A 17,401-nucleotide genomic window follows, 5' to 3' on the forward strand; every position below is an offset into this window, starting at 1 on the left:
CGGAAGTGACGGCTTTTCGACGGTGATGTGCTGGTCCTAGGGTGAAACCGGGGGAACGCGCCGGGGGGCATGTGGGGCGCTCGCAGTCTCGCCAGGGACGAGGTCTTCTGGAGAAACAGCCGGGCGCCCCCTCCCCTCGTTCATGGCCCGATGGCCGAGGCGCCCGCCGCTCTCCTCGAGGTAGCAGGAGCCGCACAGGGACTCATAGGTGACGAAGGCCCCGTCGATCGCGACCTGGTCGCCAGCGAAGACGAAGCGCCCGTCGATCTTGCGGCCGTTGAAGACGGCCTTGCGCCCGCAGCGGCAGATGGTCTTGAGTTCTTCGAGGCTGTGCGCGATCTCGAGCAGGCGGCGGCTGCCGGGGAACGCGACGGTCTGGAAGTCGGTGCGGATCCCGTACGCCAGGACGGGGATGTTCTCGAGGATCGCGATGCGGAGCAAGTCGTCGACCTGGGCCTCGGTGAGGAACTGCGCCTCGTCGACGAGGAGGGCGCTGACGTCGAGCCCGTCGCGGGCCACGACCTCAGCGCGGTGCTCCTGGAAGAGGGCGTAGGCATCCGTCTCAGGGGTGAGCAGGAAGTCGACGCCACGCGTCACGCCGAGGCGCGAGAGGATGCCCCGATCACCCTTGGTGTCGACAGACGGCTTGGCGAGCAGCACACGATGGCCGCGCTCCTCGTAGTTGTATGCGGCCTGGAGCATCGACGTGCTCTTGCCGCTGTTCATCGCTCCATAGCGAAAGTACAGTTTTGCCACGGTACCTGGAATCCCCCTCTGCGCCACCCGGCGCGTTCGTCTGCCCCGGGTCAGTTCAGCGTACTGGGCGTGCGACGCGTCGGCGTTCGGGGCCGTGTTCCGCGTCGAACTCGAGCGTCACGAGCGGACGACGACCGGATGCCCGGCTCGTGGAGACGCGCACCCGCCCGAACACCACGTGCAGGACGCCGAGGTAGGGCCGCAGCAGGGCGCGAACGGCCCGAGCGGGCAGGTCGATGCCGACCTGGATCGTGACCTGGTCGAGCCGGGGGGCGGATGCCGGGGCGCCGGCGCCCGGGGGCGTCTCGCGCCGGGGTCCGCGGTCGGGGATAGTGCGGAGCGGGGAGGTGCTCAGCGGGATCTCGGACGTCGTGGTGAGCGGCGACCGGGTCAGGGCCGGCCGCAGGGACCCGGTGCCGCGGAACTCGTCGCCCGCGGTGACCTGAACGACGAGGCTGCAGGGGTCGAAGCCCGGCGCCGAGCAGAGGGCACCGAGCAGGGCCGCGGTCGCGGCGCGCTGGTCGGTATGGAAGGCGGCGGCGCGGCGGTCGGGATCGGCGACCACGAGCAGCGGGGTGATGCCGCGGGCCAGGAGTGCCGCGCGCTCCCTCGCGATGGCCGCGTCGAGCCAGGTCTTGTCCAGCTCGCGAAGGAGCGCCTTGCGCACGTCGGCGGCGAGCGCACCGGCCCGGGTGATGTCGGCCTTGGTGATCTCGCCGCGTTCGAGGACCTCGGTGAGCAGCGGGAGCACGCCGGCGGCGAGTTCGGTGCGCTGCTGCTCGACGACGGCCCTGACCACACGGGCCCTGGTCTCCTCAGTGCGCTCGATGATCGCACGGCGGGCATCCGTCTGCCAGGCCAGCAGTGAGCCGACGAGGCGACGGGAGTATGCGGCCCCGGCGAGCGCGGGAGCGAGGACCTGGGTGACCGCGACGGCGGCGAAGACGACGGGGGCGACGTCGATGGAGTGGAAGGGCGCCTGCACCCAGGTCACCGCGGCGACGACGAGCGCGAGGACCCCGGCGGAGGCCGCGATCTGGCGCCACGGCCGGTAGGGGGCGAGGCCGAGCAGGAGGAGGCCGATCGCGACGGGACCGAAGTCGTCCTGGATAAGGGCGTTGTGGTTCCAGCGGGAGGCCTGTTCGAGCAGGTAGGCGGCGAGGGCGAGCACGGCGATGGCCACGTGTGCGGCGGCGCGGAACGGTGCGTTTCTCGGGCGGGAGGCGAGGACGAGCAGGATCGCGGCGAGGGTGACGGCCGCGATCGCGAGGGAGCCCAGGAGCGCGTTGCCGGTCTGGCCGGCCTGGGTGATCGTGGCCGTGACTGCGGAGACCGTGACGATCGCGGCGATCGCCGGCGCGAGCGGCCACGCGGCGAGGGCTCCGAGCGGATCGAGCTGCTGCTGGGTCAGGGAGCTGCGGCTCATAGCGGCCAGCCGATCCCGGCGTCGCTCGCGGTGTCGCCGGCCGGATCGGATGCCGGGCCGCTTGCCGCACCGGTGCCGGGCCGTTCGACGGCGTCACCGGGAGGCGCAGGCACCGTCAGGAGCACGGAAGTGCCCGCACCGGGACGGGTCATGATCGTGACCGAGCCGCCGAGGCGCTCGATCCGGCGGCGCACCGCCTGGCGAAGGCCGAGGCGGTCGGCGCCGGTCTCCGATTCCGTGAAGCCGCGGCCGGCATCCATCACCATCACCGAGAGATCGCGGTCGGTGGATTCGATGACGACCTCGGCGGAGACGATGCCGGCGTGCAGGATGACGTTGATCAGGCACTGCTGCACGGCGAGGCCGAGCTCGCGGTCGGCGACCGCGTCGAGGCGGCCGAGGGCGGCGCGCTCCCCCGTGACCTCGACGACGAGGCCGCGGTCACGGCAGCGTTCGATCGCGGAGTAGACGGCACTGTCGAGCCAGCCGTCCGGGCCGGAAAGTCGCTCGTCGGAGTCGGTGAGCCAGCTGGTGCCGTGCAGGGTGTCCACGGTCTCACGGATGCCGGCGGCCAGGTGCGGGCCGAGCGGCCCGGGGTGGGCGTGCACGAGCGCGACAAGCTGGTTGAGCGTGGTGTCCTGGCTGAGGGCGACTGCGCGCACGTCGAGTTCGTGCCGCAGCAGCCGGGACTGGTCCTCCTGCAGCGCCCGGTGCATGGCGAGCTGCACCGGACGGTGCCTGCGCCGGCCGAGGCCGCTCACGAGCATCACCCCGACGAGGAAGAGGTACGTCGACACCGTGAACGCATCGGGGTGATAGGGCACCCCGGTTTCGAGGGCGGCGAGGACGGTCACGGTTTCGGCGAGGATGAAGCCGGCGGTGCCCCAGAGCACGCCCACGAGGGCGCCCGTTCCGACGCCGCCGACCATCAGCAGCGCCATCTTCGGCATGGACACGAGAAAGACGTCCGAGCTGTGGAAGAGCTCGGGCAGCCCGAGCAGGGTGACGCTGACGACGTAGGTGACGACGGAGCCGACAAGAAGGTAGGCGACCGAGAGCAGCACGGTGCGGTGGCGGGACAGGAGGAAGAGGAGGATCGCCATCGAGAGGATCCCGATCAGGCTCACGCCGATCTGCGCGCTCGGGTGGCTGATGCCGAGAACGGCGATCGAGACGAGGGCACCGACCAGGCAGGTGAGGCCGAACCAGTGCGTGGCCTGGGCCAGGGCACGCCCGACCGAGGTACCGACCAGATGGTCGGGGAGGCCTAGGGTCATTGCCGCTCCGTTCTCCGTCGATTATCGCATCCGGTGGAGTCCTTCTGGCGTGAAGGGTCGCGAATCGAGGTTCGCGTGGGCGTTGAACGTCGATCTGCGACACCTCAGCCGGGGCGGGGGCGCAGCGAGGCATCCGCTGTGCGGAGCCGCAGTTCAGAACAGGGTCGGCTGCAGCTCAGGCGGGAGCTCGCCCGCAATGAGCAACCCCGGGCCGGGCACGGGCCGGCCAGGGAACGCAGGGACGGCGGGCGCGGGGCGGGCGAGCGCGCGGGAGCGGACGCCTCCGGTGACGGGATCCTCGAGCCCGTGCTCGAGCCCATGCGCCCGGATCAGCGGCTTGATCCGGAGCGCGAGCCATTGCCGGTAGCCCTTGGGTGCGTAGGCGTTGCGACCGTAGAGCTCGTGGTAGCGGGGCACGAGGTCAGGGTGGTCCCTCGCGAGCCACTGCATGAACCAGTCGCGCACCCCCGGCCGCAGGTGCAGCGCGGTGTACATCACGTCGGAGGCCCCGGCAGCCTTCGCCTGGCGGAGGGCGTCGTCGAGGTGCGCCCGGGTGTCGGTGAGGAACGGCAGGATCGGCATCATGAACACGGAGCAGCGCAGGCCGCGCTCCCGGATGGCGGTCACCGTGGCGAGGCGCGCCGCCGTGGATGGCGTGCCCGGCTCGACTGCTGACTGCAGCTCGTCGTCGTAGATCGCGATCGAGAGGGCGAGGTCGACGGGCACGAGCGTGCTCGCCTCCACGAGCAGATCGAGGTCGCGCCGGATCAGGGTGCCTTTGGTCAGGATCGAGAGCGGGGTGCCGGAGTCGGCGAGCGCCGCGATCACGCCCGGCATCAGCCGGTAGCGACCCTCTGCACGCTGGTAGGGATCGGTGTTGGTGCCGAGCGCGACGGCGTTGCGCTCCCAGGCGGGCCTGGCGAGCTCCTTGCGGAGAACCTCGGCGACGTTGACCTTCACGATGATCTCGTTGTCGAAGTCCTTGCCGGCGTCGAGGTCGAGGTACGTGTGCGTGTTGCGGGCAAAACAGTTGTGGCTGATGACCCCGTTGGCAATGAAGTCGCCGGTCCCGGTCGTGATGTCGATCATGTCCATCGTGGTCCCCAGGTCCTCGACGGACACGACCTGAAGCAATGCCGCGGACTTCACGGCTGCACCGGCGATGGACAGCTTCCGGTCAATGGCGGGCCCTACGAGCCCGAAACCCATGAGTTTGTTGTTCTCGGTCAGGTAGGGACGTTGACCGTCCCCGCGCATGGCGCGGGTGACGAACTTCCACCCTCGCTCGGTGAGGAAGCGGTGGTCTCCGCTGGCCACGAGCTCGGTGCCGTCAGCGAGGATGACGCGGTAGCCGCGCTTCCGGGTGTCCCAGGAAGCGAGCACTGTGGTCTGCACATACCGCCGGTAGGCGCCGACGGTCTCCGTGCCCATGATCGCATCGCCAACCCTGACCTCCCAGAGTGGCTTCTGCCGTCCGTCGGCCATCAGGATGAGCGTTTCCGGGCTCAGGCAGTATGTGCACGCATGGGAGCAGCCTCGGTAGGGGTTGATCGTCCAGCCGAACGGCATGGCACTCTGGCCGGGCACCCGGTTGAGCGCGGACTTGGCCTGGATCTCGTGGAAGGTGATCCCCGCGAACTCGGGGGTGCGCACGCTCCGCACCAGGTTGTTCAGCCGGGCAAGACCGGGAAGCGCGCCCGCCTGTTCCGTCGTGAGTTCCTGCCCGCTCCACCGCATGCATACATTCGAACACACGTTCGATGCCTGCGCAAGGGTGACGCAGCATCCGCCCTCACCGATTCGACGGAGATCGTGCCCGACTCCGTCGGATCGGTCAGGGGTTGGTGATCGGTCAGGGGTTGGTGAGGTGCAGGGTCGCGGCGGTCGCGGCGAGGGAGGCTGCGGCGCGAGCGGGGTCGTCGGACAGGGTCGTGCCGAGGCTCGGGATCAGTTCGCGGAGTCGCGGTTCCCAGGCCGGGTACTGCTCGGGGAAGCAGCGCTTGAGCAGGTCGACCATGATCGGAGCCGCGGTCGATGCCCCGGGGGATGCCCCGAGCAGGCCGGCGATGCTGCCGTCGGCCGAGGTGATGACCTCGGTGCCGAATTGCAGCACGCCGCCCTCCTTCGGGTCCTTCTTCATCACCTGGACACGCTGGCCCGCGGTGATGAGCTCCCAGTCGGCCATCTTCGCCGTCGGCATGAACTCCTGCAGGGCCTTGAGCTTGGCGGTGCGGGACGCGAAGACCTCGCCGAAGAGGTACTTCATCAGGCCGACGTTGTGCCTGGCGACGGCGAGCATCGGGCCGATGTTGTGCCCACGGACAGAGAAGGGGAGGTCGAACCAGGTGCTCGACTTGAGGAACTTGGGCGTGAACCCCGCGAAGGGCCCGAACAGCAGCGAGGCCTCCCCCTCGACGTGGCGGGTGTCGAGGTGCGGGACAGACATCGGCGGGGCGCCGACGGCGGCCTTGCCGTAAACCTTGGCCTGGTGCTGGGCAACGACCGCGGGATTGGTCGTGCGCAGGAACTGGCCGCTGATCGGGAACCCGCCGAAGCCGCGTGCCTCGGGGATGCCGCTTTGCTGCAGCAGGGCGAGCGCGCCGCCGCCGGCACCCACGAACACGAAGCGGGCCTTCACAATGCTGGGGTGCCCGCCGACGAGGCGCCGGAGGTTCAGCCGCCAGGTGCCGTCCGTCAGCTTCTTCAGGCCGGTGACCTGCTGGTTGACGTGGACGCCGACACCCTTGGCTGCGAGGTCGTCGAAGAGGTAGCGGGTGAGTGCGCCGAAGTCGACATCGGTGCCCGAGGCGATCCGGGTCGCGGCGATGCGCTGGTTCTTCGGGCGGTTCTTCGTGAGCAGCGGGGTCCAGGTGCCGATGACGGCCGGGTCTTCGCTGTATTCCATCCCGTGGAAGAGCGGCTGGTCCTTGAGCGCCGCGAACCGTTTGCGCAGGTATTCGACGTTGGACTTGCCGTGCACGAACGTCATGTGCGGCGTCGAGTTGATGAACTTCGTCGGTTCGGGCAGAACGCCGTCAATGACCAGGGACGACCAGAGCTGGCGGCTGATCTGGAACTGCTCATTGATGCTCACGGCCTTGTCGGCGGTGACGCTTCCGTCGCTCGCCTGGGGCATGTAGTTGAGCTCGCACAGGGCAGCGTGACCGGTCCCCGCGTTGTTCCAGGGGTTCGAGCTCTCCTGGGCGACCTCGCCGAGGCGCTCGTAGACCTCGATACTCCAGTCGGGCTGCACCTGTTTGATCAAGGTGCCGAGAGTGGCGCTCATGACGCCGCCACCAATAAGTACGACATCAACCTGCGCCATTGGATTCACACGTTCGAGTGTAACGCCGCGCGCACGGGCGCCTGACCGCGTCCGATACCGCCGATCACCCCGGACTGGGGGCGAAATGGGACACCAAAACGGAACAAAGATCCGTCAGACGATACTCCTGCGTAACATATCTGTATAACCCCCCCGATAGGGTGGGTTCGTGCATTCGTCCGGCTCGCGTACAGGTCTCGTCCTCGGCATCATCGCCCTGGCGGTGCCCGTGCTTGCCCTCGGCACTTTCGTCAGCGCTTTCGCCCTGCAGGTACCCGGAGGTCAGACCGTGAACCCGCTGGCAACCACCTCGTTCTACGTTAATCCGTCCTCCTCGGCGGCGCAGGCCGCAGCGGATGCAGCCGAAAGGTTCGGGGCGACCTCGGCAGAGGCGACGGCGCTGGGCCGGCTCGCCGCCCAGCCCGCGGCGATCTGGCTGACGCCGGAGAAGTATCCGCTCGACACGGTCGGCGAAGAGGTCGCGACCATCACAGATGCCGCGATCAAGGACGGGAAGACAGCCGTCTTCGTTCTCTACGGAATCCCCAACCGGGACTGCGGCAACTTCTCGGCCGGCGGACTCTCGGTGCTCGAATACCCCGGCTGGGTGCAGGCGATCGCGACGAGCCTGACGTTGCGCGAGGCCGTCGTGATCCTCGAGCCCGATGCCCTCTCCCTCGCCACCCAGTGCAACAACGTCGAGGAGCGGGTGCACGAGGTGCACACCGCAGTCGACCTCCTCGCACCCACGCGCGCAACGGTCTACCTCGACGCCGGCCACTCCGAATGGATCGCCCCGTCCGCGATGGCCGGGCTGCTCAACCGCTCGGGCATCGCCTCCGTGCGCGGTTTCGCGACGAACGTGTCCAACTACATGGACTCCGCGGCCGAGCACGCGTATGCACAGCAGGTCTCCGACCTCACCAACGGCGCCCACTACGTGATCGACACCTCCCGCAACGGTGCGGGCTCGAACGGCGAGTGGTGCAATCCCCCCGGCCGCGCCCTCGGCGTCCTGCCCTCCGTCGTCTCGAACCAGGGCGCCCAGGATGCGAACCTCTGGATCAAGCAGCCGGGCGAGAGCGACGGAACCTGCAACGGCGGCCCCACGGCAGGGGACTGGTGGAACGCCCAGGCACTCGCGCTCACCAAGGCCGCCGGATGGTAAGCCCCGGTGCCGCCGGCACTCCCCTCGACAGCACACCGTTCATTGTTCGTTTTCGGTCGCAGGCCGAAGCAGCTAGGAGATAGATCATGGAAACAACGGAGAGTGAGCGGCGCGTTGCTGTCATCATCGAGGACGACGACGATATCCGTCATCTCCTCGAGGCCGTGTTGACCCAGGCCGGTTTCGACGCAATCGCGACGAGCAACGGTGTCGACGGCGTGCGCGCGGTGCGGGCGTACGACCCGATCGTCACGACCCTCGACGTGAGCATGCCGGGTATGGACGGCCTCGAGACCGCGAAGCGCATTCGCGCCTTCAGCTCGACCTACATCGTGATGCTCACCGCGCGCGACGAGGAAATCGACACCCTGCAGGGCCTGGAGGCCGGCGCAGACGACTATATGACCAAGCCGTTCCGCCCGCGCGAACTGCGCGCCAGGATCGACGCCATGATGCGTCGTCCCCGCCAGGCCCTCGTCTCACCGTCTTCGACCTATGCGGATGCCCCGTCTGCGGACGCTTCCGACGACTCCGGCTTCCCGGCAGCGCCGGCCGAGTATGCGACCTCAGAGCACGCCACCACCGACTACGCGCAGGCCGCATCCGCGCCGGAATACGCGCAGGCCCCTCCGGTCGAGTACCGGCCGGCCACAGCGGCTCCGCACTACCAGCAGCCGCCCGTTGCGCAGCCGACGACCTACCAGCAGGCCCCGCAGCAGCCGCAGGCACCGCAGTACCAGCAGGCGCCGCCCGCGCAGTACCAGCAGGCGCCACCGCAGCAGGCCGCGCCGCCCGTGCAGTATCAGCAGGCCCCACCGCCCGGATACGTCCCCGGGCCGTCCGGCTGGGTCCCCGCCCCGGTCGAGTATGCGCCGGCGCCCCCGCAGGGCTGGGCGCCCGCCCCGACGCCCGAGGCTCCCCCGGTGGCCCAGCCGCAGGCATCCGCCCCCTCGAACGCGCTCGCACTCATCGCGCCGCAGCCCGCCGTTCCGGACGCCGCGGACTGGATGGAGCACAACGGCCTGCGCCTGAGCCCGGAAATGCGTCTCGCGGTACTCGGCACGGCGGAGCTCGACCTCACCCGCACCGAATTCGACCTGCTCGCCGCGTTGCTCGACTCCAAGCGCCGCGTGCGCAGCAAGGCGGACCTCGCGCTCCTCCTGCGCGGCGAAAGCTACGTGACCGCCTACTACGTGAACGAGGCCGACAAGCGTGCCGTCGAAGCGCACATGGGCAACCTGCGCCGCAAGCTCGGCGACAGCCTCACCACCCCGCGCTGGCTCGAGACCGTGCGCGGCGTCGGTTACCGGCTGGCGGCTTCCGAAGACGACTGAGGCCCGGCTCTCCGCCGGAACTCCGCAGGGGCGGGCCCGAGGCTCGTCCCTGTTTCAGTGAGCGTGCGTCGCGGGGAATTCCCAGCGCCGCGGCGGAACCGCACGGTCGCCGAACTGGGACTGCTGCTCATACTGAGCCTGCTGTTGCCCCTGTTGAGCCTGCCAGGCCTTCTGGGCGCGCTCGGCGTCTTCTGCCCTGGTCGTCAGCACGGCGAGCTCGGCACAGGTGGCTTCACCGACCTCGACAAGCCGCCGCATGTGTTGCAGGCAGCCCGGCAGATCATTGCGCGAGAGCGCACTGTGCACGAGGGCAGCGGTCGCTTCGAGCACGACGGCTCCCACCATCGTGCTCGTCGAACGGATGCTGAGGAGGACGACGTGCGCCTCTTCCAGGTCCGGCCGGGCGAGGGACTCCGCAAGCCGCTCGGCCCGGCTGGGCCAGAGGGCGACGAAGTCGCGCAGGAATCGGTGACGCAGCGAGGTATCGCCGCCCACCTGGTTGAGCAGCGTCTCGAGCGCCCCGTCTTCGAGTAGGGCGATCACACCCGGTAGCCCCGGTGACGCTTGACGAGTGTGCCGAACATGGTGAGGGTCTGGATGATGGTGGTGACGCCGAGGATCGGCCAGCCGATCCAGAGGACCGTCGACTGCGCCACCACGGGCAGCTGCAGCCAGATGAACACGAGCGCGGCGAAGAAGGCCGTCGCGAAGATGAGCGGGAAAAGGAAGGCGTTTCCGGAGCCGCGCTCTGCCTTGGCCTGCTCCGCCCAGTTGTCGACCTGCTTGTTGCTCGCGAACTTCGTCCAGGCCCTGAGGAAGTGTCCGATTCGCACCCACATGTAGATCTCCGCGGGGAACCAGGCCAGCGCGAAGAAGAAGTCCCGCCCGTTGCGGTTCTTCATCGACCAGGCCGTGCGGAAGTTGAGCAGCAGTGCGACGAGCGGCGGGATCAGCCAGACCGGGCTGAACACGAAGGCGCCGATCGACAGGGATGCGGCGAGCAGGATGATGAACAGACCACGGGTGACGATGTTGACGGCCATCGAGAAGTTCTCGATCCAGCGGAGCCGGAGGTTGGGGTGAAAGGGCTGCCCCTTCGTGTCGCCGCGCTGGCCGGGCCACATCAGCTCGATGGCGCCGAAGTTCCATTTGACCTGCTGGGCGTCGAGGCCGCGCAGGGTCGTCATGCCGCCGACGTTGGCGCGGGCCTGGGCGCTGATCTTGGTCAGGTAGCCGGCGCTCTTGATCTGCAGGGAGAGGAGGGAGTCCTCGACCTCGCTGTCCTTCACCCACGGAGTGGACTGCTTGCTGTCGATCATGACTTCCTGGAGGGTCCGGATCGAGAAGATCGAGAACTGCCCGCCGAGGACGGCCATGTTGCGGCCGCGGAGCATGTTCTGCATGTTGAAGGCGGCGAACTGGGTGCGCTGGCCGGCGATGAGGAACTTACCCATCGTGCCGTCGATCTGGCTGTCGTCGATGCTGTAAATGGCGGAGATGCCGCCGACGCGGGTGTCGGAGGAGATCTCGGCCTCGAGGTGCCAGACCGCCCGGGGGTCTGCGGTGGTGTCGCCGTCGACGCCGAGGAGGTAGTCGCAGCCCTCGATGAGCGAGAAGCCGTAGTTGAGCGCACCGACCTTCTTGTCCGGGTTCTCCCCGATGTCGTGGACGAAGATCTCGGTGAACTGCTCGACACCGTCGGTCATCCGCATGTGCGGGCCGGCGTAGTGGCTGGCAATCTCGACCGTGTCATCCGTCGTGTTGTTCACGACGACGTGGATCACGTCGGGAAGACGCGTCTGGGCGAGCAGGGAATCCAGGACTGAAGCGATGGAGTCCGCTTCGTTGTACGCAGGAACGATGCACCCGATGGTCGGGCGGAACACGGGCAGAGCGTCGACGATTTCCGTGAAATCGTTCGCGTAGGCCGCGAGGGAAGGGTCAACCGGGGGCTGGGCCTTGACATACGGGGAATTCTGGGGGTTCTCGTTCACAGGTCTTACTCTCCCATCCGAACCGCAACTTTTGCCACACCCCCGGTCAAGGTCTCCGCAAGATAAGCTCAAGCGCAGCCCCCCTGTTCGGGCTTGAACCACGATCCACGGGAGTCCTCATGCCTGCTCGTTCCCTCTCACGAGTGCTTCCCGCGCTCGGTCTGGGTCTTCTGCTCACAGCGTCTCTGAGCGGATGCGGCCAGGCATTCTGGTCGACGGGTCTCGCCTCGAGCACGCCGACGGCCACCTTCTCGGTGGCCCCGATCATTCCGGTGATCAATGACCTCGCGACCGGTTCGACGACCCGCAACCTCAAGGCCGGCGATGTCACCCTCGCCGTGAACTACTGGTCGACGCTCAACATCGGCGAATGGACACCCTCCGCGAACAAGCCGATCAGCTTCTCTCTGATCGGAACCCTCGGAACGGACGACGGCCAGGCCGTCTACCTCTCCCGGGTGAGCGTCGCCGCGTCCGTGAAGGGCCCCAGCGGCCCCCTGACCGCCCCACCCGCCTCGGTCGACCAGGCCTCGATCGCGCCCGGCTACCTGATCAAGACGCCGTACAGCTACAGCCAGACGTTCATCCTGCCCGCGGTCGACCCCGCTGCGACGAGCATCACGCTCGCATTCACCTACGAGGTCCTCGTGCAGTCGACGCCGACCTCGGCGGCATTCGCCAAGTCGACGGCGAGCGACGAGATCACCGTCGCGCTCACCCCCGCCGGATAGCCGCCGGTCGGCCGGCTTCCGCGACTCGGTCCGTCGGGTCTCAGGCCGCTTCGGAGACGACCGTGATGTCGTTGCCACCGCCGCGCTTGAGCGTGCGGATGGCCTCGGTGACGGCCGACGTGAGCACGCCGAGCTCGTAGCCGTGGTCGAAGGTGTCCGCGATGGCGAAACTCGCGGTCAGGCGGATGCGATAGGAGTCCGTGACCGGTTCGTCGACGAGCGCGGTCTGGATGCGTTCGGTGATGCTCCGGGCCTCCGTTGCGGACGAGACACTGACGAGAATGAGGAAGCTGCCGGCGGCGGGGTGCCCGATCAGGGCCATCACGGGCGCGCTGTACCGCAGAGTCTGGGCGAACCGGGCGATGGCCGCGTCACCTGCGGCGCGCCCGAAGGCGGTGTTGATCTCCGGGAGGTTGTCGATGTCGGCACCGATCACGGCGAGTCCGAGCTGCCAGCGGTCGGCCCTCTCGATGTGGTCGGTCGCCGCCTGCACGAAGGCACCAGACGTCATCACGCCCGCCGCAGAGTGGATGCCATCGGTGAAGTCCCCGACGGCGTTGTTGCCGAGCTTCTCGGCGCGGAGGATCGAAATGGCGATGGAACCGACCACGATCAGGGACATGTTGACGATCGACGCAGATCCTGTTCCGAAGAACCGGGAGAAGTCCGGGTGGTCGTGGCCGAGCGCGACCAGGGCGACCACCCGCGCCGACGTGTAGACCGTCACGATCCAGAGGCTCAGACCCAGAATCCTGCCGTTGATGTTCCTGCCGAGCCTGCCCCGCAGCGCCTCAGAACCGCCCAGGGCGCCGAAGGCGGCCATGGCCGCCCAGGTCACCCCTGAGGCGCCCCAGCCGTCGCCGCCCGGCGCAGTGACGAGCGTCCAGATCGCGACGACCGCTCCGGCCGCTCCGACGGTCCACAGCAGGGACTCCCGCGAGTTGTAGAGGCGGGAACCGCTCCAGAACGCCCCGGACAGCACGACGAGGCCGACGTTGCCGACCAGGAGACCCCACCAGTTCGATGCCCCGATGATCGCCACGCCGTAGCCGAAGGCCACGGCGATCCCTGCGATGAAGGCGAGGCTCCAGAGCTTGCCCGCCGCGTCATTGCGGTTGAGGGCCGTGTTCAGGATGAACGACACCCCGCAGAGCACGACGATGAGCGCGCTGACGATAAAGAGTGTGGTCGAGTCCAAGTGCTGGGCCCCCTTCTGAGGGCAGTCTATCGGCTGGCGACGGGCGTCAGGGGTAGCGTGAAGACCGCCACCGAGCCTTTGCCCTTGGTGGATTCGAGGCGCAGGTCGCCCCCGTGCTTGCGCATGATGTCCCTGCTGATGCTCAGCCCGAGCCCGGTGCCGTGCACGCTCGAATTCCGTACCGAGTCCGCACGGTAGAACCTGTCAAACAGTTTGGTCTGTTCCTCGGCGGTCATCCCCCTGCCGGTATCCGAGATCCGCAATTCCGCCAGCCCGTCGGCGACGGCCAGCGTGACCCCGATCCGCCCGGACTCGACGTTGTACTTGATCGCGTTCGAGAGGACGTTGTCGACGACCTGCCGCAAGCGGAACGCATCCGCTTCGACCGTGACGGCGGGAAGGGCCTCGACATCGAACCCGATGGTGCGTTTGGAGGCCGAAGGGCCGGCGGACTCGAGAGCGTCAGCGACGATCCCGGCCAGGTCGCACGGGGCGACGTTGAGCGGAGGCTCGTGCTTCGAATCACTCGCGTCGGTGAGCAGCCCGGAGACCATCTCGAGCAGTCGGTCGGAGTTCTTCGACGCGACCTCGAGCATGCCCCTGGTCGACGGGTCGAGACGTTCGTCATCGAGAGCGAGTTCGAGGTAGCCGAGGATGGACGTGAGCGGTGTGCGCAACTCGTGGGACACCGAGGCGACGAGGTCGTCGCGGGCCTGGATCGCCCTGACTTCCGCGGTCACGTCACGCGAGACCATGACGCCGCCGTCGTAGTCGCCGTTCTCGTCGGTGATCGGTCGCGCGGAGACCAGGAGGGCAGCCTGCTGCTGGCCGGGTTCGCCGACCCAGACGGTGAGGCGGTCGATGGTCTCCCCGCGGAGCGCCCGGGAGTACGGCCGGTCCAGCTCGTCGTACGGGGTCACCCTGTCTTCGTGGAACACCGTGCTGACGACTGCCGGCCGGTTGTCTGTCGTGCCATAGAGGGCGAGCAGCTCGCGCTGGGCACGGTTCAGGAAATTCGCCGTGGAGGCACGGTCGAATCCGACGACCCCGAAGTCCACAGCGTTGAAGAGTTCGTCGAGGGTCTGCTCCTGGCGGCGTGAACGTCGCAGGGCCGACTCGAACAGGCCGGCCTGCTGGGTGAGGAGCACCCGCTGCGCCGCGGCGCGCTTGGTCGTCAGGTGCGTGGTCACCGCGACGAAGCCCAGCATGGTCGGTATCATCGCGAGCTGGGGAACGTCGGCCAGGGAAATGGGCACGGAACGGAACAGGGTCCCGCCCCAGATCATGACGGCCGCCAGGATGACGCTCCCCGTCGCACCCCGCGCTCCGAAGTGCGTCGACAGCCAGATCACGGGAAGCACCAGGAGGAAACTCGCGCCGATCGCGGTCGCGGCCTGCCAGATCAGCACGATCGCGATGATGTCGACGACGGGAAGCAGGACGATCCAGTACTTGGAGTGGTCGCTCCACGTGACGAGGGCGCTGACGGCCGTGACGATGAAAATCAGGAGCACGCCGAGGAAGAACATCGGGGAGCTCAGCCGCTGGATCGCGGTGAGCCCGGTGACAGCGACGAGGAAGAGGGTCGCCCCGGCGAGGAGAAGCTGGGAGAGGAAGACGGAACGGTCGAGGCGCGACAGATTCGACCTCACCGCTCGGTCCATCCCGGTCTCACTCATGGACTGAGACTATCGGTCAGGTCGCCGGGGCTGCAGCAGGAGTCTCTGCTCCAACGGTTGGACCGATCGGGAGGTCGCCAGCGGGGACGACCGCTGCGGCCCCATAGCGCTCGAGACGGGACAGGGTCTTCTCAAAGCTCTCCGGAACGCCGTAGTGGAAGCCCTGGGCGCTGCGGATGCCGATGGCAGCGAGGTGCCTGACCATCGCCTCGTTCTCCACGCCCTCGACGATCATCGAGTATTCGAGGTTGTCGCCGAAGCCCTGCAGCGCGGTGAGCACCTCACGCTGGCGGATGTCATCGAGGTCATCGACGAGGCTGCGATCGATCTTCAGGATGTCCATGGGCATCCGCACGAGCGCGTCCACCGAGGAGTCCTGGGACCCGTAGTCGTCGAGGGCGATCAGCAGCCCCAGGTCGCGCAGCCGGTCGGCCTGCGAGCGGATGGCGGGGGTCACCCGGGCGACGGAACGCTCGTTGAGTTCGAGGCACAGCGAGATTCCCGGATACCGTCCGGCGAGGTCCTCCATGAAGGTGCCGACCCGGTCGGGCACGATCTGCCCGGCCTCGACGTTGATGGCCATGCAGGTGACCCGGGGTTCGACGAGGCGGAAGTCGGCGGCCGCGGCCATGGCCTTCACGGCGACCTGCCGGGTGAGGGCGTCCATCCGGCCGAGTCCCTTGGCCTTCTCCACGATGGACGGCGGCGAAAGCGGGCCGAGAACGGGGTCGTTGTAGCGGACAAGTGCCTCGAACGCCCAGATCTGGCCCGTGACGAGGCTGACGATCGGCTGGAACGCGAGTTCGAGGAGGTCCTCGTCGATGGCGTGCGCGATGATGTCGTTGATCTGGGAGGAGCGGTGGCTCGAGATGTTGATGCTGCTCTCGTTGGCCGGTCCGCCACGGCGCCGCGACTTCTTGATCGCGAGCATGGCCCGGTCGGCGTCCTGCACGAGCTGGGAGACATCCGTCTCCCGGTGGGCCGAATAGGCGAGGCCGATGCTGAGCGTCGGGGTGTAGCTGCTCGAGCCGAGGGTGAGCGGCTGCACGGAGGTCTCGAGGATGCGTTCGGCGATCTCCTTCGCCTCGCCGAGAGAGGCCAGGTGAGTGAGGATCACGACGAATTCGTCGCCGCCGACGCGAGCGACGACGTCGCTCGGTCGCACGACCATGCGCAGCCTGCGGCCGAGTTCCCTGAGCAGGTCGTCTCCGCTCTGGTGCCCGTGCCGGTCATTGAGGCGCTTGAAGTCATCGAGGTCCAGGAACAGGACGGCGAGGGCCTCCGAATAGTCACGGTGGTCGTTGATGTTCGCGAGCGCCGTCTGGAAGGCCCGGTAGTTCGGCAGTCCGGTGAGGGGGTCGGTGTTGGCGCGGGCGGTGAGGCCGCCGATGTTGTAGTGGGCGCTCATCGCGAGTTCGGCCGCGCGGGCGAGGGCGTTGAGTGCGCTCCTGTCGTCGGCGGTGAAGACGCCACCCATCGGCTCGCGGCCCGCGACGACGAACCGGGTGTCGGACTCGGACAGCAGGATGGGGGCGCTGATCTCCCCGACGCGCGCCGCGTGGTCGCGCACGGCGACGTACTCGACGCCGATGGTCGTCCGCACGGCCTCGTGAAGCAGTGCGAGGACCCGGGAGGTCGCCTCGGCATCGTCCTCAGGCCCGGACTGGACACGGCCGGCGGAGATGTCCTCGCGCCCGGCGGCGCCGAGCGCCGCAGCGCCCGTGATGAGTCCGGTGAGCCGGCTGCGCATCGTGACGACGCGGCCGATGAGCTTGATCCCGACGCCGACGAGGGTGAAGGCGAGCAGGGTTGCGATCACGAACACGATCGGGTCCCGGCTGACGGCCAGGCCTGCGTCGTGGAAGACCACGACGAGCGCGGACAGGAGTGCGCATCCGAGCACCATCAGCGCCAGCCGCGCCGGCGCGATCAGGGGGCCGGTGCGGTTCGCGATCGGCCGGACCAACACCATCCGCAGGTATTCGATGATCGCCACGAGCGCGACATACGCGGCGCCGGCGCAACCGGCGGCGAGATAACTGGGGAGGCCGAAGGCGGTCGCGCCTGCGAGGACGGCGACGGCCGCGGCACTGCCGGTTCCCGCGAGTCCGGCACTGTAGAGGGCGACGTCGACGCGTCGGGAGCGCACCAGGACGATGAGCAGCACTCCGAGGACGATGGCGCCGGCCGCGGCCAGCGGGCTGACAACGGTGTAGAGCACGGGCAGCACCAGGATGGGCAGGCTCACGACGGGGCTGCGATGCCGTTCAGGGCCCAGGCGCACCCAGCAGACGTTGAGCGCTGCGGCGCAGAAGACACCAGTGGCGGCGACCCACCAGGCGGACCCCGGCTGACCGGTCAGCGACAGGATCGCGGAGACCACGACGACGCCGGCGATGGTCGCGAAGAGTGCGATGATGACGCGCCGCACGCCCTCTGAAACGCGATACCCGCCCATGGTGTTCCACAGTAGTGCACGCGGTCCGGCGGTCGCCTCCGCGACCGGAAAAGTC

The 17,401-nt window shown here is 68.4% G+C and carries 13 protein-coding genes; 3 read left to right on the plus strand and 10 right to left on the minus strand.

What is annotated here, in order from left to right:
* Nucleotides 1–36: 36 nt before the first annotated feature.
* The 5 genes from RHM57_RS14660 to RHM57_RS14680 form a co-directional block, all read right to left on the minus strand.
* Nucleotides 37–756: a thymidine kinase gene (locus RHM57_RS14660; RefSeq protein ID WP_134561647.1), complete on the minus strand. Its 720-nt coding sequence runs from the start codon at nucleotides 754–756 to the stop codon at nucleotides 37–39.
* Nucleotides 757–811: 55 nt separating this feature from the next.
* Nucleotides 812–2,182, minus strand: coding sequence for a hypothetical protein (locus tag RHM57_RS14665; RefSeq protein ID WP_322188463.1), 1,371 nt, complete (start codon nucleotides 2,180–2,182; stop codon nucleotides 812–814).
* Nucleotides 2,179–3,459 carry a sensor histidine kinase gene (locus RHM57_RS14670; RefSeq protein ID WP_134558018.1) on the minus strand — a complete coding sequence of 427 codons (1,281 nt, stop codon included), beginning with the start codon at nucleotides 3,457–3,459 and terminating at the stop codon, nucleotides 2,179–2,181. Before RHM57_RS14670 ends, RHM57_RS14665 begins: the two co-directional genes overlap by 4 nt.
* Nucleotides 3,460–3,612: 153 nt before the next feature.
* Nucleotides 3,613–5,196: an Rv2578c family radical SAM protein gene (locus tag RHM57_RS14675; protein WP_322188465.1), complete on the minus strand. Its 1,584-nt coding sequence runs from the start codon at nucleotides 5,194–5,196 to the stop codon at nucleotides 3,613–3,615.
* Between the two features lie 115 nt (nucleotides 5,197–5,311).
* Nucleotides 5,312–6,784 carry a malate:quinone oxidoreductase gene (locus tag RHM57_RS14680; RefSeq protein ID WP_322189872.1) on the minus strand — a complete coding sequence of 491 codons (1,473 nt, stop codon included), beginning with the start codon at nucleotides 6,782–6,784 and terminating at the stop codon, nucleotides 5,312–5,314.
* A gap of 169 nt (nucleotides 6,785–6,953) precedes the next feature.
* Here RHM57_RS14680 and RHM57_RS14685 point away from each other — a divergent pair, with 169 nt between their 5' ends.
* Nucleotides 6,954–7,952 (plus strand): glycoside hydrolase family 6 protein, encoded by a 999-nt coding sequence (locus RHM57_RS14685; protein WP_134449865.1) that lies wholly within the window; start codon nucleotides 6,954–6,956, stop codon nucleotides 7,950–7,952.
* Between the two features lie 86 nt (nucleotides 7,953–8,038).
* Nucleotides 8,039–9,286 (plus strand): winged helix-turn-helix transcriptional regulator, encoded by a 1,248-nt coding sequence (locus tag RHM57_RS14690; RefSeq protein ID WP_134558020.1) that lies wholly within the window; start codon nucleotides 8,039–8,041, stop codon nucleotides 9,284–9,286.
* Between the two features lie 54 nt (nucleotides 9,287–9,340).
* On the opposite strand, the gene RHM57_RS14695 is transcribed toward RHM57_RS14690, so the two are convergent.
* Both RHM57_RS14695 and RHM57_RS14700 read right to left on the minus strand, forming a co-directional pair.
* Nucleotides 9,341–9,829: a hypothetical protein gene (locus RHM57_RS14695; protein ID WP_322188467.1), complete on the minus strand. Its 489-nt coding sequence runs from the start codon at nucleotides 9,827–9,829 to the stop codon at nucleotides 9,341–9,343.
* Nucleotides 9,826–11,280: a glycosyltransferase family 2 protein gene (locus tag RHM57_RS14700; protein WP_134449862.1), complete on the minus strand. Its 1,455-nt coding sequence runs from the start codon at nucleotides 11,278–11,280 to the stop codon at nucleotides 9,826–9,828. The genes RHM57_RS14695 and RHM57_RS14700 overlap by 4 nt, the downstream gene beginning before the upstream one ends.
* Nucleotides 11,281–11,399: 119 nt before the next feature.
* On the opposite strand from RHM57_RS14700, the gene RHM57_RS14705 reads away from it, so the two are divergent.
* Nucleotides 11,400–12,011 (plus strand): hypothetical protein, encoded by a 612-nt coding sequence (locus tag RHM57_RS14705; RefSeq protein ID WP_322188469.1) that lies wholly within the window; start codon nucleotides 11,400–11,402, stop codon nucleotides 12,009–12,011.
* 40 nt (nucleotides 12,012–12,051) lie between these two features.
* Here the strand turns inward: RHM57_RS14705 and RHM57_RS14710 are convergent, their stop codons facing one another.
* The 3 genes from RHM57_RS14710 to RHM57_RS14720 are packed head-to-tail and all read right to left on the minus strand — an operon-like array spanning nucleotide 12,052 to nucleotide 17,346.
* Nucleotides 12,052–13,209, minus strand: coding sequence for a GGDEF domain-containing protein (locus RHM57_RS14710; protein WP_134561649.1), 1,158 nt, complete (start codon nucleotides 13,207–13,209; stop codon nucleotides 12,052–12,054).
* Nucleotides 13,210–13,235: 26 nt separating this feature from the next.
* Nucleotides 13,236–14,888, minus strand: coding sequence for a sensor histidine kinase (locus tag RHM57_RS14715; protein WP_134449859.1), 1,653 nt, complete (start codon nucleotides 14,886–14,888; stop codon nucleotides 13,236–13,238).
* A 16-nt stretch (nucleotides 14,889–14,904) separates the two neighbouring features.
* Nucleotides 14,905–17,346, minus strand: a complete 2,442-nt coding sequence (locus RHM57_RS14720; RefSeq protein WP_322188471.1) for an EAL domain-containing protein — start codon at nucleotides 17,344–17,346, stop codon at nucleotides 14,905–14,907.
* Between the last annotated feature and the right edge of the window lie 55 nt (nucleotides 17,347–17,401).

The organism is Cryobacterium sp. 10S3 (assembly GCF_034344045.1).
GTDB classification, from domain to species: domain Bacteria; phylum Actinomycetota; class Actinomycetes; order Actinomycetales; family Microbacteriaceae; genus Cryobacterium; species Cryobacterium glucosi.

Coding starts and splice junctions, on each gene's coding strand:
- RHM57_RS14665 (WP_322188463.1), bottom strand. CDS start 2,182: ATGAGCCGCAGCTCCCTGACCCAGCAGCAGCTCGATCCGCTCGGAGCC.
- RHM57_RS14670 (WP_134558018.1), bottom strand. CDS start 3,459: ATGACCCTAGGCCTCCCCGACCATCTGGTCGGTACCTCGGTCGGGCGT.
- RHM57_RS14675 (WP_322188465.1), bottom strand. CDS start 5,196: ATGCGGTGGAGCGGGCAGGAACTCACGACGGAACAGGCGGGCGCGCTT.
- RHM57_RS14680 (WP_322189872.1), bottom strand. CDS start 6,784: ATGGCGCAGGTTGATGTCGTACTTATTGGTGGCGGCGTCATGAGCGCC.
- RHM57_RS14690 (WP_134558020.1), top strand. CDS start 8,039: ATGGAAACAACGGAGAGTGAGCGGCGCGTTGCTGTCATCATCGAGGAC.
- RHM57_RS14705 (WP_322188469.1), top strand. CDS start 11,400: ATGCCTGCTCGTTCCCTCTCACGAGTGCTTCCCGCGCTCGGTCTGGGT.
- RHM57_RS14715 (WP_134449859.1), bottom strand. CDS start 14,888: ATGAGTGAGACCGGGATGGACCGAGCGGTGAGGTCGAATCTGTCGCGC.
- RHM57_RS14720 (WP_322188471.1), bottom strand. CDS start 17,346: ATGGGCGGGTATCGCGTTTCAGAGGGCGTGCGGCGCGTCATCATCGCA.